Raw genomic sequence first — 25,173 nt, 5'->3', positions numbered from 1 at the left:
AAAAAGTTTAGAGTCCGAGGGCGTACTTCAGGGCCTGACGCTTCAGACCACCGGCGCGTTCCGCTGCCATCAGGCCAATATTACGCAGAATGCGCACCGGGGCCAGGTCATTGCTGAACCCGGCATAGAACAGATCCATTCCCGACTGCATGATGAAATTGTCCGCCATTCGCCGCGTCTGGTAACGCTTTAGCACCTGATGGCTGGCCCAGTTTTCCGCGTGTCCGCGGGCGCTGCCCAGCACATCCAGTAACGCATCGACGTCGCGATATCCCAGGTTCACACCCTGCCCGGCCAGCGGATGAATGGTGTGTGCCGCATCGCCCACCAGCGCCAGCCCTTCACGGGCATACTGCAAAGCGTGACGGCGCGTGAGTGGGAACGCCCCGGCGGCGACCGGCGTAACGTTGCCCAGGCGGCTCGGGAAGTGCAGGCGGATTTCCCGCTGCAATTGTTCCATTGAAAGCCCCTGCAGCTGGCGAATACGCGCCGGTTTGTCGTACCACACCAGCGACGCCCAATTATCAAACAGCGGTAAAAAGGCGTGCGGACCGTTCGGCGTAAAGTGCTGCCAGGTGCTTTCTCCCGGTGCATTCTCGCACTCGACGGTAATCAACATGCAGGACTGCTCGTACTGCCAGGCATGAACCCCGATACCCGCCATCTGTCTGACCTGCGAGTTAGCGCCGTCCGCCCCAACGACCAGCTTCACGGCCAGTTCATCGCCGCTGTCGAGCGTCAGTAGATAGCCGCTCTCGTGAGGATGCAGTGCCTTAATCGAGGCCGGAAAACGCAGCGTCACCTTCGGATGTGTCTCCAGCGCCTGCCAGAGCGCCAGCTGGAGCACGTTGTTTTCCACCATATAACCCAGGCGCGGCAGCTTCAGCTCAGCGGCATCAAACGCAACGTGGGCATTTTCCCACTCCCAGGTTTCAAGACGGCTGTAAGGATGGGCGCGCATTGCCAGCACCGCCTCCCAGACGCCCAGCCCGCGCAGCAGATCGACGGAAGCCGCGCTGATCGCGGAAATGCGCACATCCGGTTTGCTGGCGGGATCGAAGGCCGGCGGAGCCGCCTGTTCGATTACCGTTACCTCAAATCCCTGCTGCGCCAGCCCCAGCGCCAGCGCGCCGCCGACCATACCGCCGCCGACAACGGCAACTTCGGTGTGTAGGAGTGTCATGGTCAATTTTCCTTATTGGAGAATCCCTTAAGTTTACCGGATTTTTGCGGTCCTGAGACACATAACCTTCATACTGGTCACAACCCCACCAAAGCATTACAATACGCGGCTTGCAATCCTGAGCTGAGCAAGTCGATGACTAAAAAACTCCATATAAAAACCTGGGGCTGTCAGATGAACGAATACGATTCATCCAAGATGGCCGATCTGCTGGATTCAACCCACGGATACCAGCTGACAGAAAATGTGAAAGAAGCGGACGTGCTGCTGCTGAACACCTGTTCGATTCGTGAAAAAGCGCAGGAAAAAGTCTTTCACGTGTTAGGCCGCTGGAAGCTTCTCAAGCGAAAAAATCCGGACCTGATCATCGGCGTGGGTGGCTGCGTTGCGTCGCAGGAAGGCAAGCTGATCCGCCAGAGAGCCCCGTATGTGGATATTGTCTTTGGCCCTCAGACCCTGCACCGCCTGCCCGAGATGATCAATCAGGTTCGCGGCAACCGCAGCCCGGTCGTTGACGTCAGCTTCCCGGAAATCGAAAAGTTTGACCGTCTGCCTGAGCCGCGCGCCGATGGCCCGACCGCCTTCGTCTCGATCATGGAAGGCTGCAACAAATACTGTACTTACTGCGTGGTACCGTACACCCGTGGTGAAGAGGTCAGCCGCCCGGCAGATGACATTCTGTTTGAAATCGCACAGCTTGCCGCGCAGGGCGTTCGCGAAGTGAACCTGCTGGGCCAGAACGTTAACGCCTGGCGCGGGGAAAACTACGACGGCACCACCGGCAGCTTTGCCGAACTGCTGCGTCTGGTGGCCGCGATTGACGGTATCGACCGCATTCGCTTTACCACCAGCCATCCGATGGAATTTACCGACGACATTATTGACGTCTATCGCGATACGCCAGAGCTGGTGAGCTTCCTGCACCTGCCGATTCAGTGCGGCTCTGACCGCGTGCTGAACCTGATGGGCCGTCCGCATACGGTGCTGGAGTACAAGTCCACCATCCGCAAGCTGCGTGAAGCGCGTCCGGATATCCAGATTAGCTCCGACTTTATCGTCGGCTTCCCTGGCGAAACCGCTGATGACTTCGAGCGCACCATGAAGCTCATCGGTGAAGTGAATTTTGACGTCAGCTATAGCTTCATTTTCTCTGCGCGTCCTGGAACACCGGCGGCCGATATGGTTGACGATGTTCCGGAAGAAGAGAAGAAACAGCGTCTGTATATTCTGCAGGAGCGTATCCTTCAGCAGGCCAACGCCTGGAGCCGTCGCATGCTCGGCACCGTTCAGCGCATTCTGGTGGAAGGCACCTCACGCAAGAGCATTATGGAACTGTCCGGTCGTACCGAGAACAACCGCGTGGTGAACTTTGAAGGCACCCCGGATATGATCGGTAAATTCGTAGACGTCGAGATTGTTGAAGTGCTGACCAACTCGCTGCGCGCGAAGCTGGTACGCACCGAGGACGAAATGGGCCTGCGCATTGCCGAGTCACCGGAATCCGTAATCTCGCGCACCCGAAAAGAAAACGATTCTGGCGTTGGGATTTACCAGCCTTAATCCTCATGGCCTGCCCTTCCGGCAGGCCTTGTATTTCCTCTCATCGTCCCCAATATCTTCCGCAACGCTTGCGCCTTTATTCTGTGGCGTGAATAATTTCGGTAATGACCGTTTTATTACGTCCTGTCGCAACGGATCGGTTAACCAATTAAAGAGGAACAGTTTGAACATAGATACGCGTGAAATTAGCCTTGAGCCAGCAGACAACGCTCGCCTGCTGAGCCTGTGCGGGCCGTTTGATGACAATATCAAACAACTGGAGCGACGTCTGGGTATCGAAATCAATCGTCGCGATAATCATTTCAAACTTACCGGACGCCCTATCTGCGTCAACGCCGCTGCGGATATTCTGCGTAGCCTGTATGTTGATACCGCCCCAATGCGCGGCGAAACGCAAGATATCGAACCGGAACAGATCCACCTCGCGATTAAAGAGGCGCGCGTGCTTGAGCAGAGCGCGGAGAGCGTACCGGACTACGGCAAGGCCATTAACATCAAGACCAAACGTGGTGTCATTAAGCCGCGTACGCCAAACCAGGCGCAGTACATCGCCAATATCCTCGACCACGACATCACCTTCGGGGTGGGTCCGGCGGGGACGGGTAAAACCTATCTCGCCGTTGCCGCGGCGGTCGATGCGCTGGAGCGTCAGGAAATCCGCCGTATCCTGCTGACCCGCCCTGCCGTTGAAGCCGGTGAAAAACTGGGCTTCCTGCCAGGCGATCTGAGCCAGAAGGTCGACCCGTATCTGCGTCCTTTATACGATGCGCTGTTCGAAATGCTGGGCTTTGAGAAGGTCGAGAAGCTCATTGAGCGTAACGTTATCGAAGTTGCCCCGCTCGCCTACATGCGCGGTCGTACGCTGAACGATGCGTTCATCATTCTCGATGAGAGCCAGAACACCACCATTGAACAGATGAAAATGTTCCTGACGCGTATTGGCTTTAACTCGAAGGCGGTGATTACCGGCGACGTCACTCAGATTGACCTGCCGCGCAGTACCAAATCCGGTCTGCGCCACGCCATTGAGGTGCTGGCCGAGGTCGACGAAATCAGCTTTAACTTCTTCCACAGTGAAGACGTGGTACGCCACCCGGTGGTCGCGCGTATCGTTAATGCCTATGAAGCCTGGGAAGAGGCGGATCAGAAGCGTAAGGCCGAACTGGCCGCAGAACGTAAGCGCGAAGCGCAGGAGCAAGAACAGAAATGAGTCAGGTGATCCTCGATTTACAGCTGGCCTGTGAAGACAATTCCGGCATGCCAGATGAGGCACAGTTTCAGAAATGGCTGGATGCCGTTATTCCTCAGTTTCAGGAAGAATCAGAAGTTACGATTCGCCTGGTGGATGAAGCGGAAAGCCATGAGCTTAACCTGACCTATCGCGGGAAAGATAAGCCGACCAACGTGCTCTCTTTCCCGTTCGAAGCGCCGCCGGGCATCGAGATGCCGCTGCTGGGCGATCTGATCATCTGCCGTCAGGTGGTTGAGCAGGAAGCCAAAGAGCAGCAAAAGCCGCTTGAGGCCCACTGGGCGCATATGGTGGTACACGGCAGCCTGCATCTGCTCGGCTACGATCATATTGAAGACGACGAAGCGGAAGAGATGGAGTCCCTCGAGACAGAGATAATGCTTGCTCTGGGCTATGAGGATCCGTACATTGCCGAGAAAGAATAGTCCGTCACCTGACGGACTCCCCTGCCGCCACGAAAGGACATCGCGTGGCGGTAAACGTTGAACTAACAAGAGAACCCTTAACAAACGCCATGAGCGACGACAATTCACACAGTAGCGACACGACAACCAGTAAAAAGGGATTTTTCTCCCTCATTCTGAACCAGCTTTTCCACGGCGAACCGAAAAACCGTGATGAACTGCTGGAGCTGATTCGTGATTCCGGGCAGAACGACCTTATCGACGAAGATACGCGCGAAATGCTCGAAGGGGTAATGGACATCGCCGACCAGCGCGTTCGCGATATCATGATCCCCCGCTCGCAGATGATCACCCTGAAACGTAACCAGACGCTGGACGAGTGCCTCGATGTGATCATCGAATCCGCCCACTCGCGTTTCCCGGTCATCAGCGAAGACAAAGATCACATCGAAGGGATTTTGATGGCGAAAGACCTGCTGCCGTTTATGCGCAGCGATGCCGAAGCCTTCAGCATGGAAAAAGTGTTACGCCAGGCCGTGGTTGTGCCGGAAAGTAAACGTGTGGATCGGATGCTGAAAGAGTTTCGCTCTCAGCGTTACCACATGGCGATTGTTATTGATGAATTTGGTGGCGTTTCCGGTCTGGTCACGATCGAGGATATCCTTGAGCTGATCGTGGGCGAAATCGAAGACGAGTACGACGAAGAAGAAGATATCGACTTCCGTCAGCTTAGCCGCCACACCTGGACCGTGCGCGCGCTGGCCTCCATCGAAGACTTCAACGACGCCTTCGGAACCCACTTCAGCGATGAAGAGGTCGATACCATTGGCGGGCTGGTGATGCAGGCCTTTGGCCACCTCCCGGCGCGTGGAGAGACCGTTGACATCGACGGTTACCAGTTCAAAGTAGCCATGGCCGACAGCCGACGTATTATACAGGTTCACGTCAGAACGCCGGACGACTCACCGGTGCCAAAACTGGAAGATTAATGTAAATGGCATTTGCCCCATTGCTTGAACGCCAGCGCGTCCGTTTGCTGCTGGCGCTGTTACTCGGAGCCAGCGGTACGCTGGCTTTTTCTCCTTACGATATCTGGCCCGCGGCCATTCTCTCCCTGATGGGGCTTCAGGGTCTGACCCTGAACCGTCGTCCGGTACAGGCTGCCGCTATCGGCTACTTCTGGGGGCTGGGGCTGTTTGGCTCAGGTATTAACTGGGTCTACGTCAGCATCGCCCAGTTTGGCGGTATGCCTGGCCCGGTAAACGTCTTCCTGGTGGTACTGCTCGCCGCCTATCTCTCGCTCTATACCGGTCTGTTCGCCGGCATCCTTTCTCGCCTGTGGCCCAAAACCAACTGGCTGCGCGTCGCCATTGCCGCGCCGGTGGTCTGGCAGGTAACCGAGTTCCTGCGCGGTTGGGTGCTGACCGGCTTCCCGTGGCTGCAGTTCGGCTACAGCCAGATTGACGGCCCGCTGAAAGGCCTGGCACCGGTAATGGGTGTTGAAGCTATCAACTTCCTGCTGATGGTCGTGAGCGGCCTGCTGGTATTAGCGCTGGTCACGCGAGGCTGGAAACCGCTGGCTGTGGCGCTGGTGCTGTTCGCCCTGCCCTTCCCGCTGCGCTATATCCAGTGGTTCACGCCTGAGCCCGATCGCGCCATGCGGGTTTCCATGGTGCAGGGGAATATCCCGCAGTCCATGAAGTGGGACGAGAAAGAGCTGCTGAATACGCTGAAGATCTATGCCAACGCCACCGAAGAGGTGATGGGTAAATCGCAGCTGATTATCTGGCCGGAGTCTGCGATCCCCGATCTGGAAATTAACCAGCAGCCGTTCCTCAACATGATGAACGATCTGCTGCTGGCCCGCGGCAGCACGCTTATCACCGGGATTGTCGATGCGCGTCTGAATCAGCAGAACCGCTACGACACCTACAACACCATCATTACGCTCGGCAAAGACAGCGAATACAGCTACCACTCCACTGACCGGTACAACAAGAACCACCTGGTGCCATTTGGTGAATTTGTGCCGCTGGAATCGATTCTGCGCCCGCTGGCCCCGTTCTTTGATTTGCCGATGTCCTCCTTCAGCCGCGGACCGTACGTTCAGCCTCAGCTGCACGCGCACGGCGCTGCCCTGACGCCGGCCATCTGCTACGAAATCATTCTCGGCGAGCAGGTGCGCGATAACTTCCGCCCGGATACGGACTATCTGCTGACCATCTCCAACGATGCCTGGTTTGGTAAGTCAATTGGCCCGTGGCAGCACTTCCAGATGGCACGTATGCGCTCCCTGGAGCTGGCGCGTCCGTTACTGCGCAGCACCAACAACGGCATCACCGCCGTGATTGGTCCGCAGGGTGAAATTCAGGCGATGATCCCGCAGTTTACCCGTGAGGTACTGACCGCTAACGTCACGCCGACCACGGGACTGACGCCATACGCCCGTACCGGCAACTGGTCGCTGTGGATACTGACCACGCTGTTCGGCTTTGGCGCAGTGCTGATGAGCCTGCGTCAGCGTCGTAAATAACCTTCCCTTCTGTTGCCGGGTGGCGCTGACGCTTACCCGGTAAATCCTCCCAAACTCCCATTCTGGCACGCCTATTGCTTTGTTTATTCAGGTAAACGCAGTTTGGCTTAACGTGCAACTTTGTCGCACCAGCGTAGATCATCGGTAGCACCGAAACGGTGCAACGGGAGATATTTGCCTCTGAATGGTGCGGCGCGCTTCGCAAAAATAAACAATAACGCAGCAAAATCTTTACATTAAGCCAGACTAAATGTTAACAAGCTTGCATAACACTGCACTCGCATTGCGCGAGATATAACAACATCACAATGGGTATCAATGCGTCTCTGGCGCTGATAAAAAAGGAGTTGGGTATGCAATTACGTAAACTGGCCACAGCAATGCTGGTTATGGGAATGTCTGCTGGCGTGGTCCACGCTGAAGATGCGCCTGCAGCAGGCAGCACTCTCGACAAGATTGCCAAAAACGGCGTCATCGTGGTCGGCCACCGTGAATCATCTGTCCCGTTCTCTTACTACGACAACACGCAAAAAGTCGTGGGTTATTCACAGGATTACTCCAACGCTATCGTTGAAGCCGTGAAGAAAAAGCTGAACAAACCTGACCTGCAGGTGAAGCTGATCCCAATCACTTCACAGAACCGTATTCCACTGCTGCAAAACGGCACCTTTGATTTCGAGTGTGGCTCCACCACCAACAATCTCGAGCGTCAGAAGCAGGCTGCCTTCTCTGACACCATCTTTGTTGTAGGCACCCGCCTGCTGACGAAGAAAGGCGGCGAGATTAAAGACTTCGCTGATCTGAAAGGTAAAGCGGTTGTTGTCACCTCCGGTACCACGTCAGAAGTGCTGCTGCACAAGCTGAACGACGAGAAAAAAATGGATATGCGCATCATCAGCGCGAAAGACCATGGCGACTCCTTCCGTACCCTGGAAAGCGGTCGTGCCGTCGCGTTTATGATGGATGACGCCCTGCTGGCGGGCGAACGTGCGAAAGCGAAGAAACCTGACAACTGGGATATCGTCGGCACCGCGCAGTCGAAAGAAGCCTACGGCTGTATGCTGCGTAAAGACGATCCGCAGTTCAAAAAGCTGATCGATGACACCATCGCTCAGGTGCAGACCTCTGGCGAAGCGGAAAAATGGTTCGACAAATGGTTCAAGAACCCGATTCCACCTAAAAACCTGAACATGAATTTTGAACTGTCTGACGACATGAAAGCGCTGTTCAAATCTCCAAATGACAAGGCTCTTAACTAATTAGAACAACAGGGGCGGGATCTCCTGCCCTCTCGATTGTCGGGAAGCATGGACAGACTATACGTTGAGTGGTCGTTCCCCACTCAACGCGAAAAATGAGCTTCTCACCAATCTTCGAGGGTAGCGCTGCTACCCTTTTTTTTCTGGAGTTTATTATGTCAATCGACTGGAACTGGGGCATATTTCTGCAACAAGCCCCGTTCGGCAACACCACCTATCTTGGCTGGCTGTGGAGCGGCTTTCAGGTCACCGTGGCATTATCGATAACGGCGTGGATCATCGCGTTTCTTGTCGGTTCTTTGTTCGGTATTCTGCGCACCGTCCCTAACCGTTTTCTTTCAACACTCGGCACCCTGTATGTGGAACTGTTCCGTAACGTTCCGCTGATCGTGCAATTCTTTACCTGGTATCTGGTTATCCCGGAACTGCTTCCGGAAAATATTGGCATGTGGTTCAAGTCGGAACTGGATCCGAACGTACAGTTCTTTGTCTCCTCCATGATGTGTCTGGGGCTGTTTACCGCTGCGCGCGTTTGCGAGCAGGTGCGTGCCGCCATTCAGTCATTGCCCCGTGGACAAAAAAATGCGGGTCTGGCGATGGGGTTAACCCTGCCACAGACCTACCGCTACGTGCTGCTGCCTAACGCCTACCGCGTCATCGTTCCGCCGATGACCTCCGAGATGATGAACCTGGTGAAAAACTCGGCCATCGCCTCGACCATTGGCCTGGTCGATATGGCTGCACAGGCGGGCAAGCTGCTGGATTACTCCGCTCACGCGTGGGAATCCTTCACCGCGATCACGCTCGCCTATGTTCTGATAAACGCTTTCATCATGCTGGTGATGAACCTGGTTGAACGCAAAATTCGCCTGCCGGGCAACATGGGGGGCAAATAATGTACGAATTTGACTGGAGTTCTATCGTTCCATCCATGCCTTACCTGCTTGATGGCCTGATGATTACCTTAAAAATCACCGTCATTGCCATCATCGTCGGTATCGTCTGGGGCACTCTGCTGGCCGTTATGCGACTGTCGAGCTTTAAGCCGCTCGCCTGGTTCGCGACCGCTTACGTTAACGTATTCCGCTCCATCCCGCTGGTGATGGTGCTGCTGTGGTTTTACCTGATCGTGCCCGGCTTCCTGCAGAACGTGCTGGGGCTGTCGCCGAAAACCGATATCCGTCTGATCTCGGCGATGGTAGCGTTCTCGATGTTTGAAGCCGCTTACTATTCAGAGATTATCCGAGCGGGCATTCAGAGTATCTCCCGCGGACAGTCCAGCGCCGCGCTGGCGCTGGGGATGACGCACTGGCAGTCCATGCAGCTCATTATTCTGCCGCAGGCGTTTCGCGCCATGGTTCCGCTCCTGCTGACCCAGGGTATCGTGCTGTTCCAGGATACCTCGCTGGTCTACGTTCTGAGCCTGGCAGACTTCTTCCGTACCGCGTCAACCATCGGTGAGCGTGATGGTACGCAGGTTGAGATGGTGCTCTTCGCGGGTGCGGTCTATTTTGTGATTAGTTTAAGCGCGTCGCTGTTGGTCAGCTGGCTGAAGAAAAGGACGGTATAATGATTTCCCTGAAAAATGTTTCTAAATGGTATGGGCACTTTCAGGTGCTGACCGACTGCTCCACCGAAGTGAAAAAAGGCGACGTGGTGGTAGTGTGCGGGCCGTCAGGTTCCGGTAAATCGACGCTGATCAAAACCGTCAACGGACTGGAGCCAGTGCAGCAGGGTGAGATCGTCGTCAACGGTACTAAAGTCAACGACAAGAAAACCAACCTCGCCCAGCTTCGCTCTCACGTTGGCATGGTATTCCAGCATTTTGAGCTGTTCCCTCACCTCTCTATTATTGAGAACCTGACGCTGGCGCAGGTTAAAGTGCTTAAGCGTGATAAAAAAGCGTCGCGCGAGAAAGGTCTGAAGCTCCTGGAACGCGTTGGGCTTTCTGCGCATGCCGATAAGTTCCCGGCGCAGCTTTCTGGCGGCCAACAGCAGCGTGTGGCGATCGCCCGCGCGCTGTGCATGGATCCGGTGGCGATGCTGTTTGATGAGCCCACGTCGGCGCTCGATCCGGAGATGATCAACGAAGTGCTGGACGTGATGGTCGAACTGGCGCACGAAGGGATGACCATGATGGTGGTGACCCACGAAATGGGCTTCGCCCGTAAGGTGGCCAACCGCGTGATCTTTATGGACGAAGGGAAAATTGTCGAAGACTCACCGAAAGAAGAGTTCTTTGCTAACCCGAAATCCGAGCGTGCGAAAGATTTCCTTGCGAAAATCCTGCACTAATCTTCCCGGTGCGCAATCTGCGGATTGCGCACTGCTTCACGCTTTCACTCACTTCCTCTCGTCGGCGTCACATTGCAGCGTTAACCTTGTCACAAAATAACGCTACGTATGGAGAACGCTATGGCACAGCCTATTATTCTCGATTGCGATCCGGGTCATGATGACGCGATCGCGCTCGTCCTTGCACTTGCCTCCCCTGAACTCGACGTCAAAGCCGTCACCTCTTCTGCCGGAAACCAGACGCCGGATAAAACGCTGCGTAACGTTTTGCGTATGCTGACGTTGCTCAAGCGTACCGATATTCCCGTCGCTGGCGGAGCCCTCAAGCCCCTGATGCGTGAATTAATTATCGCGGATAACGTGCATGGTGAAAGCGGGCTGGACGGTCCGGCGCTGCCGGAGCCGGGCTTCGCGCCGCAAAACTGCACCGCCGTGGAGCTGATGGCGAAGGTGCTGCGCGAGAGCATGGAACCCTTGACGCTGGTGGCTACCGGGCCGCAAACCAACGTCGCGCTGCTGCTGAACAGCCACCCTGAACTGCACAGCAAAATAGCCCGTATCGTCATCATGGGCGGGGCCATGGGGCTGGGTAACTGGACGCCTGCGGCGGAGTTCAACATCTTTGTCGACCCGGAAGCCGCTGAGATTGTCTTCCAGTCCGGCTTACCGATTGTAATGGCGGGACTGGACGTTACCCATCGCGCGCAGATTATGGCGGACGATATTGAGCGCTTCCGTTCCGTTGGTAATCCGGTCGCGACAACCGTGGCCGAGCTGCTCGACTTCTTTATGGAGTATCACAAAGCCGAGAAGTGGGGCTTCCACGGCGCGCCCCTGCACGACCCGTGCACCATTGCCTGGCTGTTAAAGCCTGAGATATTCACCACGGTTGACCGCTGGGTTGGCGTGGAAACGCAGGGAAAATACACCCAGGGAATGACGGTGGTGGATTATTACTCGCTGACGGGGAATAAGCCGAATACTACCGTGATGGTGGACATCGACAGGGAGGCGTTTGTGGATTTGCTGGCGGAGAGACTGGACTACTATAGTGCAGCCTGATGCCCTCACCCCTACCCTCTCCCACGGGGAGAGGGAGCAAACACTAAAAACGGCAACGGGGTTGCCGTTTTGCTTTTACCTTTTGCGGCCTGATGCCCTCACCCCGGCCCTCTCCCACAGGGAGAGGGAGCAAACCTGCGCTTTACCTAGGGCTCAAACGGACGACGCTGGAACTGATCGTGGCCGCATTTCGGGCACAGCGACAGAACCTCCGGCGTATACACCGCAATATGGTGGTGGCAATTCTCGCACACCAGATTTCCGAGCCCGACCACCTCACCGCTGTGGTACACACCATGGTGGTTCAAATCCTGAAAGACCTCGCGCCACTCCAGCTGCGTTTTATCCGTAATATCGGCCAGCTCCTGCCACAGGCTCTCTTTGATCACCCGCATGAAAACGCTGTCCGTGACCTCCTCCTGGCTCTCCTGGTAGCTGCGCGCGAACTCTTCCAGATCGCGACGCACGGCGCGCGTCACCTCTTCCACTTCGGTTCGCGTTAACTCACCCGTTTGCGACACGCGGGCACGCGCCTGCTCCACCAGCGCATCGATATCGCGCTCGCCGTTACGCAGTCGTTCCGTCAGTGTCGCCACCAGTTCGCGGTAAAATTGAGCAACCTTGTTCATCATTTTGCCTCCCGGGTAAGTAACTATTTCTAATAATAGACCTTATTTCATCGCCGCTTTGTCAGGTGAAGCACAGACCCGGTAAATTCCTGCAAAGCGCATTTGTGCGAAAGGCTGTTTTGACGCGGGCGTTTGGGCTATGCTATGCGGATCTGAATGACCACATCCATTGGCTACATTTGTAGCTGTATTGAAAACAGGACCACTGGCTGCCATGCAAGAGCAATACCGCCCGGAAGAGATAGAATCAAAAGTCCAGCAACACTGGGACGAGAAGCGCACCTTTGAAGTAACCGAAGACGAGAGCAAAGAGAAGTATTACTGCCTGTCGATGCTTCCCTATCCTTCTGGTCGACTACACATGGGCCATGTGCGTAACTACACCATTGGCGATGTGATTGCACGTTACCAGCGCATGCTGGGCAAAAACGTTCTGCAGCCTATCGGCTGGGATGCGTTCGGTCTGCCTGCGGAAGGCGCGGCGGTCAAAAACAACACCGCACCGGCCCCGTGGACATACGACAACATCGCGTACATGAAAAACCAGCTCAAAATGCTGGGCTTTGGCTATGACTGGAGCCGCGAGCTGGCAACCTGTACCCCGGAATACTACCGCTGGGAGCAGAAGTTCTTCACCGAGCTGTACAAAAAAGGCCTGGTGTATAAGAAGACCTCTGCCGTTAACTGGTGTCCGAATGACCAGACCGTTCTCGCGAACGAACAGGTTATCGATGGCTGCTGCTGGCGCTGTGACACCAAAGTTGAGCGTAAAGAGATCCCACAGTGGTTTATCAAAATCACCGCTTACGCTGATGAGCTGCTGAACGATCTGGATAACCTCGACCACTGGCCAGATACCGTTAAGACCATGCAGCGCAACTGGATCGGCCGTTCTGAAGGCGTGGAGATTACCTTCAACGTTGAGAACTACGACCAGACTCTGACTGTCTACACTACCCGTCCGGACACCTTCATGGGCGCGACCTACCTGGCCGTGGCCGCAGGTCACCCGCTGGCGCAGAAAGCGGCAGAAAACAATCCGGAACTGGCTACCTTCATCGATGAGTGCCGCAACACCAAAGTGGCCGAAGCCGACATGGCAACGATGGAGAAAAAAGGCGTTGCGACAGGCTTCTATGCTAAGCATCCACTGACTGGCGAAGCGATCCCGGTCTGGGCAGCGAACTTCGTGCTGATGGAGTACGGTACAGGCGCGGTAATGGCTGTTCCGGGCCACGATCAGCGCGACTACGAGTTTGCCACCAAATACAACCTGCCGATTAAAGCCGTTATTCTGGCCGCCGATGGTTCTGAACCAGACCTGTCCGAAAACGCGCTGACTGAAAAAGGCACCCTGTTCAACTCCGGTGAATTCAGTGGCCTGAGCTTCGAAGAAGGCTTCAACGCCATCGCCGATAAGCTGGCCTCCCTTGGCGTGGGTGAGCGTAAAGTTAACTTCCGTCTGCGCGACTGGGGCGTTTCCCGTCAGCGTTACTGGGGTGCGCCAATCCCGATGGTGACGCTGGAAGATGGCACCGTGATGCCAACGCCAGAAGATCAGCTGCCGGTGATCCTGCCGGAAGACGTCGTCATGGACGGCATCACCAGCCCGATCAAAGCCGATCCTGAGTGGGCAAAAACCACCGTCAACGGCCAGCCTGCGCTGCGTGAAACCGACACCTTTGACACCTTTATGGAGTCATCCTGGTACTATGCGCGCTACACCTGCCCGCAGTATCAGGAAGGTATGCTGGATTCCAAAGCGGCAAACTACTGGCTGCCGGTAGATATCTACATCGGTGGTATCGAACACGCCATCATGCACCTGCTCTACTTCCGCTTCTTCCACAAGCTGATGCGCGATGCTGGCATGGTGAACTCTGACGAACCTGCAAAACAGCTGCTGTGCCAGGGCATGGTGCTGGCGGATGCCTTCTATTACGTCGGTGCCAACGGCGAGCGTAACTGGGTTTCTCCGGTTGATGCGATCGTCGAGCGCGACGAGAAGGGCCGTATCGTGAAGGCAAAAGACGCCGAAGGTCATGAACTGGTCTACACCGGCATGAGCAAGATGTCCAAGTCTAAAAACAACGGTATCGATCCGCAGGTGATGGTTGAGCGTTACGGTGCGGATACCGTGCGTCTGTTCATGATGTTTGCCTCTCCGGCGGACATGACCCTGGAATGGCAGGAGTCGGGGGTTGAAGGCGCGAACCGCTTCCTGAAACGCGTCTGGAAACTGGTTTATGAACACACCGCCCTGGGCGATGCCCCGGCGCTGAATGCCGCCGCACTGACTGAAGATCAGCAGGCGCTGCGTCGCGATGTTCATAAAACGATTGCAAAAGTGACCGATGATATTGGTCGTCGTCAGACCTTCAATACCGCAATTGCGGCTATTATGGAACTGATGAACAAGCTGGCGAAGGCTCCGCAGGACGGCGAGCAGGATCGTGCTTTAATGCGTGAAGCGCTGCTGGCCGTTGTTCGCATGCTGAACCCGTTCACGCCGCACGTTAGCTTTACCCTGTGGCAGGAGCTGAAAGGCGAAGGCGATATCGACAACGCGCCGTGGCCGCAGGCTGACGAATCAGCGATGGTGGAAAACACGACGCTGGTCGTGGTCCAGGTGAACGGCAAAGTCCGCGGTAAAATTACCGTGGCGGTCGATGCAACCGAAGAACAGGTTCGCGAGCGCGCGGGCCAGGAACCTCTGGTCGCTAAATATCTTGAGGGCGTTACCGTACGTAAAGTGATCTACGTACCGGGTAAACTGCTCAATCTGGTCGTTGGCTAAGCGCGGGAGGAAACGTGCGACAACTGGCAACAATACTCTTATCACTGGCGGTGCTTGTCACCGCTGGCTGTGGCTGGCACCTGCGCAATACCACGGCGGTGCCCGCTGAGATGAAAACGATGATGTTCGACTCATCAGATCCGAATGGTCCACTGAGCAGGGCAATTCGAAATCAGCTGCGTCTGAACGGCGTTGAGCTTGTTGAGAAACAAACGCTGCGCCAGGATGTACCGTCCCTGCGTCTATTAGGAGGCGGTCTGTCGAAAGATACAGCCTCTATCTTCCAGGATGGGCGTACCGCAGAGTATCAGATGGTACTGACGGTCAACGCGGCAGTCCTGATCCCCGGTAAAGACATCTACCCGATCAGCGCTAAAGTGTACCGTTCGTTCTTCGATAACCCGCAGACGGCACTGGCAAAAGATGCCGAACAGCAGATTATCATCAACGAAATGTACGACAAGGCGGCGGAACAGCTGATCCGTAAACTGCCTAGTATTGCAGCGTCAACCAAACAAGGATCTGACATCGTTGAAAAACCGGTTGATGGCACGCTTCCTGCTGCTAACTCTCTGGGTAAATGATGATCAGGCTGTATCCTGAACAACTCCGCGCGCAGCTCAATGAAGGGCTGCGCGCGGCGTATCTGCTTCTTGGAAACGATCCGTTATTGCTTCAGGAAAGCCTGGATGCCGTGCGGCATGCCGCCGCCGCGCAGGGCTTTGATGAACATCACACCGTCCAGCTGGACAACAACACCGACTGGAACGCCCTCTTCTCGCTCTGTCAGGCGATGAGCCTTTTCGCATCGCGCCAGACAATTCAGATCCTGCTGCCGGAGAACGGCCCTAACGCGGCGATGAACGAGCAGCTCGCTACGCTGGTCAGCCTCTTACACAGCGATCTGCTCCTTATTGTGCGTGGCAACAAGCTGACCAAAGCGCAGGAAAACGCGGCCTGGTTTACCCAACTCGCGACCCACGCGGTGCTGGTCACCTGTCAGACGCCTGAGCAGGCACATCTGCCTAAATGGGTCGCCGCGAGAGCGAAGCAGAACAACCTTCAACTGGATGATGCGGCGAATCAACTGTTGTGCTACTGCTATGAAGGTAACCTGCTGGCCCTGGCGCAGGCGCTTGACAGACTCTCCCTGCTCTGGCCGGATGGCAAGCTGACCTTGCCGCGCGTCGAGCAGGCCGTTAACGACGCGGCGCACTTCACGCCGTTCCACTGGGTGGACGCGCTACTGTCGGCAAAAAGCAAACGCGCCCTGCATATTCTGCAACAGCTGCGTCTTGAAGGGAGCGAACCCGTTATTCTGCTGCGTACGCTTCAGCGCGAATTACTGCTGCTGATTACGCTCAAGCGTCAGTCTGCCCATACGCCGCTGCGTTCGCTGTTTGATAAACACCGCGTGTGGCAAAATCGCCGGGCTTTGACCACCGAGGCCGTCAACCGCCTGAGTCATGAACAGCTTCGTCAGGCTGTACAGCTTCTGATGCGCGCTGAGCTCACGTTAAAACAAGATTACGGCCAGTCAGTCTGGGCGGAGCTGGAAAGCCTTTCTCTGCTGCTCTGCCACAAGGCGCTGGCAGACGTTTTTATTGATGGATAGTATGCATTCTTTACAGGCCTTGTATGGCGGCACCTTCGACCCGGTACATTACGGGCACCTGAAGCCGGTTGAAATTCTGGCGAATCTGATCGGCCTTCAGCGCGTCACCATCATGCCCAACAATGTCCCGCCCCATCGTCCACAGCCCGAGGCGACCAGCGAGCAGCGAAAAGCGATGCTCACCCTTGCCATCGCAGATAAACCGCTCTTCCAACTTGATGAGCGTGAGCTGCGTCGCGACACGCCCTCCTGGACGTCACAGACGCTTCAGGAGTGGCGCGCAGAACAGGGTCCAGACCAGCCGCTGGCGTTTATCATCGGCCAGGATTCCCTGCTGAATTTACCCACATGGCATCAGTATGAAACCATTCTGGAGAACAGCCATCTGCTCGTCTGCCGCCGCCCTGGCTATCCTCTGACCATGCGTGAAGCGCAGTACCAGCAGTGGCTGGAAGATCATCTCACCGATAATGTTGAAGATCTTCACAATCGGCCTGCCGGGAAGATCTATCTGGCGGAAACGCCGTGGTTCGATATCTCTGCAACCCTCATACGTGAGCGTTTACAGCAGGGTTTAACCTGTGACGATCTACTGCCAGCCCCGGTGCTGGCGTATATCCATACGCACGGGTTGTATCAGAAAAGCGCAGATGAATAGCCGGAGGGCATAAAAAGCGGCTTATTGTTTATCCTGCCTTGACAGGTTAAGCCATACTGTTATTCTCCGCTGCCAGACTTTCCCGCCGATCATTGCTTTACAGAAATTGTTTTACAAAAATGGCGATGCAATCTCAGGCAGAGGGTGGGATGATACCCGCCTTCAAAAGCCCGGTCGGAGACATTTGTCCCGACACAGGCGTGAGTTCAGGTATACTGTCTGGCTACGAATTCAACGTTTTACAATCTCATTCACCCCAGGGGGAAAACTTGCAGGGTAAAGCACTCCAGGATTTTGTTATTGACAAAATTGATGACCTGAAAGGTCAGGACATCATCGCTATCGACGTTAAGGGTAAATCCAGTATTACCGACTGCATGATCATCTGCACCGGTACATCTACGCGTCATGTTGTTTCGATTGCCGATCATGTGGTTCAGGAATCGCGTGCAGCAGGACTGTTGCCACTGGGTGTTGAAGGTGAAGCAACGGCTGACTGGGTGGTTGTCGACCTCGGCGATGTGATTGTCCACGTCATGCAGGACGAGAGCCGTCGCCTGTATGAGCTGGAAAAACTCTGGGGTTAATGCGTGAAGTTGCAGCTGGTCGCCGTCGGCACCAAAATGCCGGACTGGGTACAAACCGGTTTTACTGAATATCTGCGTCGTTTTCCAAAAGACATGCCGTTCGAACTGGTGGAAATTCCCGCCGGTAAGCGCGGCAAGAACGCGGATATCAAACGTATTCTCGATAAAGAGGGCGAACTGATGCTGGCTGCCGCAGGCAAAAACCGCATCGTCACCCTCGATATTCCAGGAAAACCCTGGGATACGCCGCAGCTGGCGCACGAACTGGAGCGCTGGAAGCAGGATGGCCGTGACGTCAGTCTGTTGATTGGCGGTCCAGAAGGGTTATCCCCCGCCTGCAAAGCGGCGGCTGAACAAAGTTGGTCCCTCTCCGCGCTGACACTTCCCCACCCGCTCGTTCGGGTACTGGTGGCAGAAAGCCTGTATCGCGCGTGGAGCATTACTACCAACCACCCCTATCACCGCGAGTAATGACTGACCAGGGTAGATTAAGCAGCGGATGAAACTACAGAATTCTTTTCGCGACTATACGGCTGAGTCCGCGCTGTTTGTGCGCCGGGCGCTGGTCGCCTTTACCGGGATTTTGCTGCTTACCGGCGTGCTGATCGCCAACCTTTATAATCTGCAAATTGTCCGCTTTACCGACTACCAGACGCGCTCAAACGAAAACCGTATCAAGCTGGTGCCTATCGCTCCCAGCCGCGGCATTATTTACGATCGTAACGGCACGCCGCTGGCGTTAAACCGCACCATCTATCAAATCGAGATGATGCCGGAAAAAGTTGATAATGTTCAGGATACGCTGGAAGCGCTGAAAAGCGTTGTCGACCTTAACGATGACGATATCGCGGCCTTCAAAAAAGAGCGCTCCCGCTCTCACCGTTTCACCTCCATCCCGGTTAAAACCAACCTGACGGAAGTCCAGGTAGCCCGCTTTGCGGTAAACCAGTACCGCTTCCCCGGCGTGGAAGTGAAGGGTTATAAGCGTCGCTACTATCCCTACGGCTCCGCGCTGACGCATGTGATTGGCTACGTCTCCAAGATTAACGACAAAGACGTCGACCGCCTTGATAAAGACGGCAAGCTGGCAAACTACGCGGCAACGCACGATATCGGTAAGCTGGGGATCGAACGTTACTACGAAGACGTTTTGCACGGGCAAACCGGCTATGAAGAAGTTGAGGTTAACAACCGTGGCCGCGTGATTCGCCAGCTGAAAGAAGTGCCGCCTCAGGCGGGGCATGACGTCTATCTGACCCTCGACCTTAAGCTGCAGCAGTATATCGAAACCCTGCTGGCGGGCAGCCGTGCAGCCGTTGTGGTCACCGATCCTCGTACCGGCGGCATTCTGGCAATGGTGTCTATGCCCAGCTATGACCCGAACCTGTTCGTTGACGGCATTTCCAGTAAGGACTATTCCGGCCTGCTGAATGACCCGAACACGCCGCTGGTGAACCGCGCGACGCAAGGGGTTTATCCGCCGGCATCAACGGTTAAGCCGTACGTGGCGGTTTCTGCGCTGAGTGCTGGCGTCATTAACCGTAATACCAGCCTGTTTGACCCGGGCTGGTGGCAACTGCCTGGTTCAGATAAACGCTATCGTGACTGGAAAAAATGGGGCCACGGTCATCTGAACGTCACCAAATCGCTGGAAGAATCTGCGGATACCTTCTTCTATCAGGTGGCGTATGACATGGGGATCGACCGCCTGTCAGAGTGGATGAGCAAATTCGGTTACGGGCATTACACCGGCGTTGACCTCTCCGAAGAACGTTCTGGCAACATGCCAACGCGTGAATGGAAGCTGAAGCGCTTTAAAAAACCGTGGTATCAGGGTGACACCATTCCGGTGGGTATCGGCCAGGGCTACTGGACGGCAACACCGCTTCAGATGAACAAGGCCATGATGATCCTCATCAATGACGGCGTGGTAAAAGTGCCTCATCTGCTACAGAGCACGGTTGAAGACGGCAAAAAAGTGCCGTGGAACCAGCCGCATGAGGCCCCGGTGGGTGACATTCATTCCGGCTTCTGGGAAATTGCGAAAGACGGTATGTACGGCGTGGCAAACCGCCCGAACGGTACCGCGCATAAGTACTTCACCGGTACGCCGTACAAAGTGGCCGCAAAATCCGGTACTGCGCAGGTGTTCGGTCTGAAAGCCAACGAAACCTATAACGCGCACCGCATTGCTGAACGTCTGCGTGACCATAAGCTGATGACGGCGTTTGCCCCTTATGATAACCCGCAGGTTGCGGTGGCGATGATTCTGGAGAACGGCGGTGCCGGTCCAGCTGTAGGGACCATCATGCGCCAGATCCTTGACCACATTATGCTGGGTGATAACAACACCGAACTGCCGGCTGAAAACCCGGCCGCCGCTGCGGCGGAGGACCAATAATCATGACGGATAATCCAAATAAAAAATCGCTGTGGGACAAAATCCACATCGACCCAGCCATGCTGCTGATCCTGCTGGCCCTGCTGGTTTACAGCGCCCTGGTTATCTGGAGCGCCAGCGGCCAGGACATCGGCATGATGGAGCGCAAAATTGGCCAGATTGCCATGGGTCTGATCATTATGGTGGTGATGGCGCAGATCCCGCCGCGCGTCTACGAAGGCTGGGCGCCCTACCTCTACATCTTCTGTATTATTTTGCTGGTTGCGGTAGATGCGTTTGGCGCCATTTCAAAAGGGGCGCAGCGCTGGCTGGATTTGGGGATTGTCCGCTTCCAGCCCTCGGAGATTGCCAAAATCGCCGTGCCACTGATGGTGGCACGCTTTATCAACCGCGACGTCTGTCCGCCGTCTCTGAAGAATACCGCCATCGCGCTGGTGCTGATTTTCCTGCCAACGCTGCTGGTTGCGGCACAGCCTGACCTTGGCACCTCAATCCTTATCGCGCTCTCCGGCCTGTTTGTCCTCTTCCTGTCGGGCCTGAGCTGGCGCCTGATTGGCATCGCGGTGGTGCTGATAGCGGCGTTCATCCCTATTCTCTGGTTCTTCCTGATGCACGATTACCAGCGCCAGCGCGTCATGATGCTACTCGATCCGGAAACCGATCCGCTGGGCGCGGGCTATCATATTATTCAGTCGAAGATTGCAATTGGCTCCGGGGGCCTGCGCGGTAAAGGCTGGCTGCACGGTACGCAGTCGCAGCTGGAATTTTTACCGGAACGCCACACCGATTTTATCTTTGCCGTACTGGCGGAAGAGCTGGGGCTGGTTGGCATTCTGATACTTCTTGCGCTGTATGTCCTGCTGATCATGCGGGGATTGTGGATTGCAGCGCGTGCACAAACCACGTTTGGTCGCGTCATGGCTGGCGGGTTGATGCTGATTTTATTCGTTTATGTCTTCGTAAATATTGGTATGGTGAGTGGTATTCTGCCGGTGGTAGGCGTACCGCTGCCGCTGGTGAGTTACGGAGGCTCGGCACTGATCGTGTTGATGGCCGGGTTTGGTATCGTGATGTCGATCCATACCCACAGAAAAATGTTGTCAAAAAGCGTATAAAAATAAGGGGATCGGAATGCGTAAGCAGTGGCTGGGGATCTGCATCGCGGCAAGTTTACTTGCGGCCTGCACAAGTGATGATGGTCAGCAACAGGCAACCGTCGCGCCGCCGCAGCCTGCGGTGTGTAATGGCCCGATCGTTGAAATCAGCGGTGCCGATCCCGTTTATGAACCGCTGAATGCCAGTGCCAATCAGGATTACGAGCGCGACGGCAAAAGCTATAAAATTGTTCAGGATCCTTCCCGTTTCAGTCAGGCAGGCTTTGCCGCCATTTATGATGCCGAGCCAGGCAGTAACCTGACGGCTTCCGGGGAGGCGTTCGACCCAATGCAACTGACGGCGGCACACCCAACGCTGCCGATTCCGAGCTACGCCCGTATCACCAACCTGGCGAATGGCCGCATGATCGTCGTGCGTATCAACGATCGCGGCCCGTACGGGAATGACCGGGTGATTTCCCTCTCGCGCGCGTCTGCCGATCGCCTGAACACCTCGAACAACACCAAAGTTCGTATTGACCCGATTATCGTCGCGCAGGATGGTTCGCTCTCCGGACCGGGTACCGCGTGTACAACGGTGGCGAAACAGACCTATGCCCTTCCTGACCGCCCAAATCTTGACGGCGGAATGGGAAGCGTCTCGTCTCCGGCAGAGCCTGCTCAGCCGGGAGGAGAAATACGCCCGATTAGCAATGACACGCTGCAAAGCGAGGATGCTACCGGCGCGCCGGTAAAGAGTAGCGGCTTTCTTGGCGCACCGACGACCTTAGCCGCGGGCGTGCTGGAAGGCAGTGAACCCACTCCAGCCCCTGCTCCCGTCGCTACGCCAGCGACCCAGCCGGCTCCCGTAACGGCGCCAGCGGCCACGCAAAGTGCGGCGGTGGCGGCTCCAGCAGCGGCCAGCGGAAGCTATGTGGTTCAGGTAGGCGCAGTGAGCGATCAGGCCCGGGCCAAACAGTATCAACAGCGTCTGAGCCAGCAGTTTGGCGTACCAGGACGCGTTGAGCAGAACGGCGCGGTCTGGCGCATTCAGATGGGGCCGTTTGCCAGCAAATCGCAGGCAGCCTCCCTGCAGCAGCGTCTGCAGAATGAAGCTCAACTTCAGTCATTTATCGCTGTTGCGAAATAATTAACCGGCGGTATCCGAATTGTCAGTTAGTGTAAAACACATTCACAAACTCATGCTTAAAGTCGGATGCCTGCCTGAATAGCATTTGCTATAGTAAGGCACTTTTTTAATTCCATCACGGATGTCGTAGTTCTGACCATGAAGACCACTTTTTCTGCTCGTTTTGTGCAGCGCATGGCGCTGACCACGGCCCTTTGCGCGGCTGCTCTTTCTGCAGCTCACGCCGATGACCTGAATATCAAGACCATGATCCCTGGCGTTCCGCAAATCGATGCGGAATCCTACATCCTGATCGATTACAACTCTGGCAAAGTGCTGGCAGAACAGAATGCCGATGCCCGCCGTGATCCGGCCAGCCTGACCAAAATGATGACCAGCTACGTTATCGGCCAGGCGATGAAGGCAGGTAAATTCAAAGAATCGGATCTGGTCACCATCGGTAACGATGCGTGGGCAACCGGGAACCCTGTCTTCAAAGGTTCCTCTCTGATGTTCCTGAAGCCGGGTATGCAGGTTCCTGTTTCCCAGCTGATTCGTGGTATCAACCTGCAGTCGGGTAACGATGCCTGCGTGGCGATGGCCGATTTCGCCGCCGGTAGCCAGGATGCCTTCGTGGGTCTGATGAACAGCTACGTTACCGCGCTGGGTCTGAAAAACAGCCACTTCCAGACCGTACACGGCCTGGACGCAGACGGTCAGTACAGCTCCGCACGTGATATGGCCCTGATTGGTCAGGCGCTGATCCGCGATGTCCCTAACGAATACTCTATCTACAAAGAAAAAGAGTTCACCTTCAACGGGATTCGTCAGACCAACCGTAACGGTCTGCTGTGGGATAACAGCCTGAACGTTGACGGCATTAAAACTGGCCATACCGACAAAGCGGGCTACAACCTGGTGGCCTCTGCTACTGAAGGTCAGATGCGTCTGATCTCTGCCGTGATGGGCGGCCGCACCTTTAAAGGTCGTGAAACAGAAAGCAAGAAGCTGCTGACCTGGGGCTTCCGCTTCTTCGAAACCGTGAATCCACTGAAAGCAGGCAAAGAGTTTGCGTCTGAACCCGTCTGGTTCGGCGACAACGACCGTGCTTCTCTCGGCGTTGATAAAGACCTCTACCTGACCATTCCGCGCGGTCGTATGAAGGATCTGAAAGCCAGCTACGTGCTGAACAGCACCGAGCTGCACGCCCCGCTGCAGAAAAACCAGGTTGTAGGCACGATCAACTTCCAGCTGGATGGAAAAACGATCGATCAGCGTCCGCTGGTTGTCCTGCAAGAAATTCCTGAAGGCAATTTCTTCGGCAAAATCATTGATTACATTAAATTGATGTTCCACCACTGGTTTGGTTAAAAATTGAACACTTGAAAGTGTGATTTTGATCCCCATATACTAAGTATCCTGATAACTCCCACCTGACGTGGGAGTTATTATTTTTTGACGTTACGCCGGAGCTGACATGAAAACCAAACTTAACGAACTGCTTGAATTCCCTACCCCATTTACCTACAAAGTAATGGGTCTGGCGAAACCTGAGCTGGTTGATCAGGTGGTTGAAGTGGTACAGCGCCATGCGCCGGGTGACTACTCTCCGTCAGTAAAACCAAGCAGCAAGGGCAACTACCACTCGGTTTCTATCACCATCACTGCGACACACATTGAGCAGGTTGAGACGCTGTACGAAGAGCTCGGCAATATCGAAATCGTTCGTATGGTACTGTAGTCCCTTTGCGGTTACCCGGTTTGCCGGGTAACCCTTCTCCCCGCTGTGATATACTCCCCCCACACTTTTTGTCCCTCGTCTTCGGAGACGCAGTTTTGTATCAGGATAAAATTCTGGTCCGTCACCTCGGGCTGCAACCTTATGAGCCTGTCTCCCAGGCCATGCATGACTTCACCGATTCACGCGATGACAGCACCCCAGATGAAATCTGGCTGGTCGAACACCTGCCGGTGTTCACGCAGGGTCAGGCGGGTAAAGCAGAACATCTATTAATGACGGGAGATATCCCGGTTATTCAGAGCGATCGCGGCGGTCAGGTCACGTACCATGGGCCCGGGCAGCAGGTGATGTACGTCCTGCTCAATCTGAAGCGCAGAAAGCTGGGCGTGCGTGAACTGGTCACTTTACTGGAACAAACCGTCGTCAACACGCTGGCGGAATATGGTATTGACGCGCATCCGCGTGCCGATGCGCCGGGCGTTTACGTTGGGGAAATGAAGATCTGCTCCCTGGGGCTGCGTATTCGAAAAGGCTGCTCATTCCATGGCCTGGCATTGAATATTAATATGGATCTCGCGCCGTTCCAGCGCATAAACCCCTGCGGCTACGCCGGCATGGAAATGACGCAAATGCGCCAGTGGGTAGAAGCCGCTACGCCCGAACATATTCGTCCCGTGCTTTTGAAGAACGTGTTAGCGCTACTTAACAATCCCCCACACGAATATATCCCTGCTTAATATATCGTACAACAGGGCTCGATAATTTGACGGGCCACTGTTTATTTACCGCTTTTGCACTTTACAATAATCCACAGATTCTATATTTTCGAAGCGCCCGAATATTACCGCTACATATTATTTAGCCTCCAGCAAGCTCGGCAAACACGGCATAAGTAACGTGAGCAATTATCACACAACTGTTTGCTTTTGATAAACAAGTGATACAAAACCAACACTTTACGAATCTCTACAAGCATA

The 25,173-nt window shown here is 55.3% G+C and carries 24 protein-coding genes; 22 read left to right on the top strand and 2 right to left on the bottom strand.

From position 1 onward, the window contains the following. Nucleotides 1-7 precede the first annotated feature (7 nt). A complete protein-coding gene (ubiF, locus tag AC0TOY_RS21890) occupies nucleotides 8-1,183 on the bottom strand; it encodes a 3-demethoxyubiquinol 3-hydroxylase (protein ID WP_061715753.1) in 1,176 nt (391 codons plus the stop codon). Nucleotides 1,184-1,318: 135 nt separating this feature from the next. Here ubiF and miaB point away from each other — a divergent pair, with 135 nt between their 5' ends. The 10 genes from miaB to rihA all read left to right on the top strand — a co-directional run bounded on the left by miaB (nucleotide 1,319) and on the right by rihA (nucleotide 11,545). After that, a complete protein-coding gene (gene miaB / locus AC0TOY_RS21885) occupies nucleotides 1,319-2,743 on the top strand; it encodes a tRNA (N6-isopentenyl adenosine(37)-C2)-methylthiotransferase MiaB (protein ID WP_248272877.1) in 1,425 nt (474 codons plus the stop codon). Between the two features lie 163 nt (nucleotides 2,744-2,906). Beyond that, entirely contained in the window at nucleotides 2,907-3,953 is a 1,047-nt protein-coding gene (locus tag AC0TOY_RS21880; protein WP_023310759.1) for a PhoH family protein, read from the top strand. Further along, nucleotides 3,950-4,417: an rRNA maturation RNase YbeY gene (gene ybeY / locus AC0TOY_RS21875; protein ID WP_008501052.1), complete on the top strand. Its 468-nt coding sequence runs from the start codon at nucleotides 3,950-3,952 to the stop codon at nucleotides 4,415-4,417. The genes AC0TOY_RS21880 and ybeY overlap by 4 nt, the downstream gene beginning before the upstream one ends. A gap of 89 nt (nucleotides 4,418-4,506) precedes the next feature. Continuing rightward, nucleotides 4,507-5,385, top strand: a complete 879-nt coding sequence (gene corC, locus AC0TOY_RS21870) for a CNNM family magnesium/cobalt transport protein CorC (protein ID WP_021242574.1) — start codon at nucleotides 4,507-4,509, stop codon at nucleotides 5,383-5,385. Nucleotides 5,386-5,390: 5 nt separating this feature from the next. Next, entirely contained in the window at nucleotides 5,391-6,929 is a 1,539-nt protein-coding gene (gene lnt / locus AC0TOY_RS21865) for an apolipoprotein N-acyltransferase (RefSeq protein ID WP_148769606.1), read from the top strand. Nucleotides 6,930-7,282: 353 nt separating this feature from the next. Further along, the gene (locus tag AC0TOY_RS21860; RefSeq protein WP_008501049.1) at nucleotides 7,283-8,188 is read left to right on the top strand and encodes an amino acid ABC transporter substrate-binding protein; all 906 of its coding nucleotides are present in this window, start codon (nucleotides 7,283-7,285) and stop codon (nucleotides 8,186-8,188) included. A 155-nt stretch (nucleotides 8,189-8,343) separates the two neighbouring features. Next, nucleotides 8,344-9,084, top strand: coding sequence for a glutamate/aspartate ABC transporter permease GltJ (gltJ, locus tag AC0TOY_RS21855; protein ID WP_008501048.1), 741 nt, complete (start codon nucleotides 8,344-8,346; stop codon nucleotides 9,082-9,084). Beyond that, nucleotides 9,084-9,758, top strand: coding sequence for a glutamate/aspartate ABC transporter permease GltK (gene gltK, locus AC0TOY_RS21850; protein WP_032649550.1), 675 nt, complete (start codon nucleotides 9,084-9,086; stop codon nucleotides 9,756-9,758). Before gltJ ends, gltK begins: the two co-directional genes overlap by 1 nt. Beyond that, a complete protein-coding gene (locus AC0TOY_RS21845) occupies nucleotides 9,758-10,483 on the top strand; it encodes an amino acid ABC transporter ATP-binding protein (RefSeq protein WP_014883001.1) in 726 nt (241 codons plus the stop codon). Before gltK ends, AC0TOY_RS21845 begins: the two co-directional genes overlap by 1 nt. 120 nt (nucleotides 10,484-10,603) lie before the next feature. Continuing rightward, nucleotides 10,604-11,545, top strand: a complete 942-nt coding sequence (rihA, locus tag AC0TOY_RS21840) for a pyrimidine-specific ribonucleoside hydrolase RihA (protein ID WP_420277921.1) — start codon at nucleotides 10,604-10,606, stop codon at nucleotides 11,543-11,545. Nucleotides 11,546-11,691: 146 nt separating this feature from the next. Here rihA and AC0TOY_RS21835 read toward each other — a convergent pair whose 3' ends face one another. Next, nucleotides 11,692-12,174, bottom strand: a complete 483-nt coding sequence (locus AC0TOY_RS21835) for a zinc ribbon-containing protein (RefSeq protein ID WP_023617134.1) — start codon at nucleotides 12,172-12,174, stop codon at nucleotides 11,692-11,694. A gap of 214 nt (nucleotides 12,175-12,388) precedes the next feature. On the opposite strand from AC0TOY_RS21835, the gene leuS reads away from it, so the two are divergent. The 12 genes from leuS (at nucleotide 12,389) to lipB (ending at nucleotide 24,933) form a co-directional block, all read left to right on the top strand. After that, nucleotides 12,389-14,971 carry a leucine--tRNA ligase gene (leuS, locus tag AC0TOY_RS21830; protein ID WP_407859584.1) on the top strand — a complete coding sequence of 861 codons (2,583 nt, stop codon included), beginning with the start codon at nucleotides 12,389-12,391 and terminating at the stop codon, nucleotides 14,969-14,971. A gap of 14 nt (nucleotides 14,972-14,985) precedes the next feature. Further along, on the top strand, nucleotides 14,986-15,555 hold the full coding sequence (gene lptE / locus AC0TOY_RS21825) for an LPS assembly lipoprotein LptE (protein WP_473722557.1): 570 nt from the start codon (nucleotides 14,986-14,988) through the stop codon (nucleotides 15,553-15,555). Continuing rightward, on the top strand, nucleotides 15,555-16,586 hold the full coding sequence (holA, locus tag AC0TOY_RS21820; RefSeq protein WP_473722687.1) for a DNA polymerase III subunit delta: 1,032 nt from the start codon (nucleotides 15,555-15,557) through the stop codon (nucleotides 16,584-16,586). The genes lptE and holA overlap by 1 nt, the downstream gene beginning before the upstream one ends. After that, nucleotides 16,579-17,244: a nicotinate-nucleotide adenylyltransferase gene (gene nadD / locus AC0TOY_RS21815; protein ID WP_267217066.1), complete on the top strand. Its 666-nt coding sequence runs from the start codon at nucleotides 16,579-16,581 to the stop codon at nucleotides 17,242-17,244. The genes holA and nadD overlap by 8 nt, the downstream gene beginning before the upstream one ends. A gap of 269 nt (nucleotides 17,245-17,513) precedes the next feature. Next, complete coding sequence (gene rsfS, locus AC0TOY_RS21810; RefSeq protein ID WP_023334893.1) at nucleotides 17,514-17,831, top strand: ribosome silencing factor; 318 nt, start codon at nucleotides 17,514-17,516, stop codon at nucleotides 17,829-17,831. A gap of 3 nt (nucleotides 17,832-17,834) precedes the next feature. Further along, nucleotides 17,835-18,302, top strand: coding sequence for a 23S rRNA (pseudouridine(1915)-N(3))-methyltransferase RlmH (gene rlmH, locus AC0TOY_RS21805; protein ID WP_003858701.1), 468 nt, complete (start codon nucleotides 17,835-17,837; stop codon nucleotides 18,300-18,302). A gap of 28 nt (nucleotides 18,303-18,330) precedes the next feature. Next, nucleotides 18,331-20,232, top strand: a complete 1,902-nt coding sequence (mrdA, locus tag AC0TOY_RS21800; protein WP_032649564.1) for a peptidoglycan DD-transpeptidase MrdA — start codon at nucleotides 18,331-18,333, stop codon at nucleotides 20,230-20,232. A 2-nt stretch (nucleotides 20,233-20,234) separates the two neighbouring features. After that, the gene (gene mrdB / locus AC0TOY_RS21795; RefSeq protein WP_008501037.1) at nucleotides 20,235-21,347 is read left to right on the top strand and encodes a peptidoglycan glycosyltransferase MrdB; all 1,113 of its coding nucleotides are present in this window, start codon (nucleotides 20,235-20,237) and stop codon (nucleotides 21,345-21,347) included. A 16-nt stretch (nucleotides 21,348-21,363) separates the two neighbouring features. Continuing rightward, complete coding sequence (gene rlpA, locus AC0TOY_RS21790; protein WP_148769601.1) at nucleotides 21,364-22,476, top strand: endolytic peptidoglycan transglycosylase RlpA; 1,113 nt, start codon at nucleotides 21,364-21,366, stop codon at nucleotides 22,474-22,476. Nucleotides 22,477-22,614: 138 nt separating this feature from the next. After that, nucleotides 22,615-23,826, top strand: a complete 1,212-nt coding sequence (dacA, locus tag AC0TOY_RS21785; RefSeq protein WP_014069323.1) for a D-alanyl-D-alanine carboxypeptidase DacA — start codon at nucleotides 22,615-22,617, stop codon at nucleotides 23,824-23,826. 106 nt (nucleotides 23,827-23,932) lie between these two features. Further along, entirely contained in the window at nucleotides 23,933-24,196 is a 264-nt protein-coding gene (gene ybeD / locus AC0TOY_RS21780; protein ID WP_003858718.1) for a DUF493 family protein YbeD, read from the top strand. Between the two features lie 95 nt (nucleotides 24,197-24,291). Continuing rightward, complete coding sequence (gene lipB / locus AC0TOY_RS21775) at nucleotides 24,292-24,933, top strand: lipoyl(octanoyl) transferase LipB (RefSeq protein WP_024907014.1); 642 nt, start codon at nucleotides 24,292-24,294, stop codon at nucleotides 24,931-24,933. Nucleotides 24,934-25,173: the final 240 nt, after the last annotated feature.

This window comes from Enterobacter sp. PL_is379, assembly GCF_055817355.1.
The sequence above is the reverse complement of the archived record's forward strand: the minus strand, read 5'-3'. Positions and strand labels throughout refer to the sequence as shown.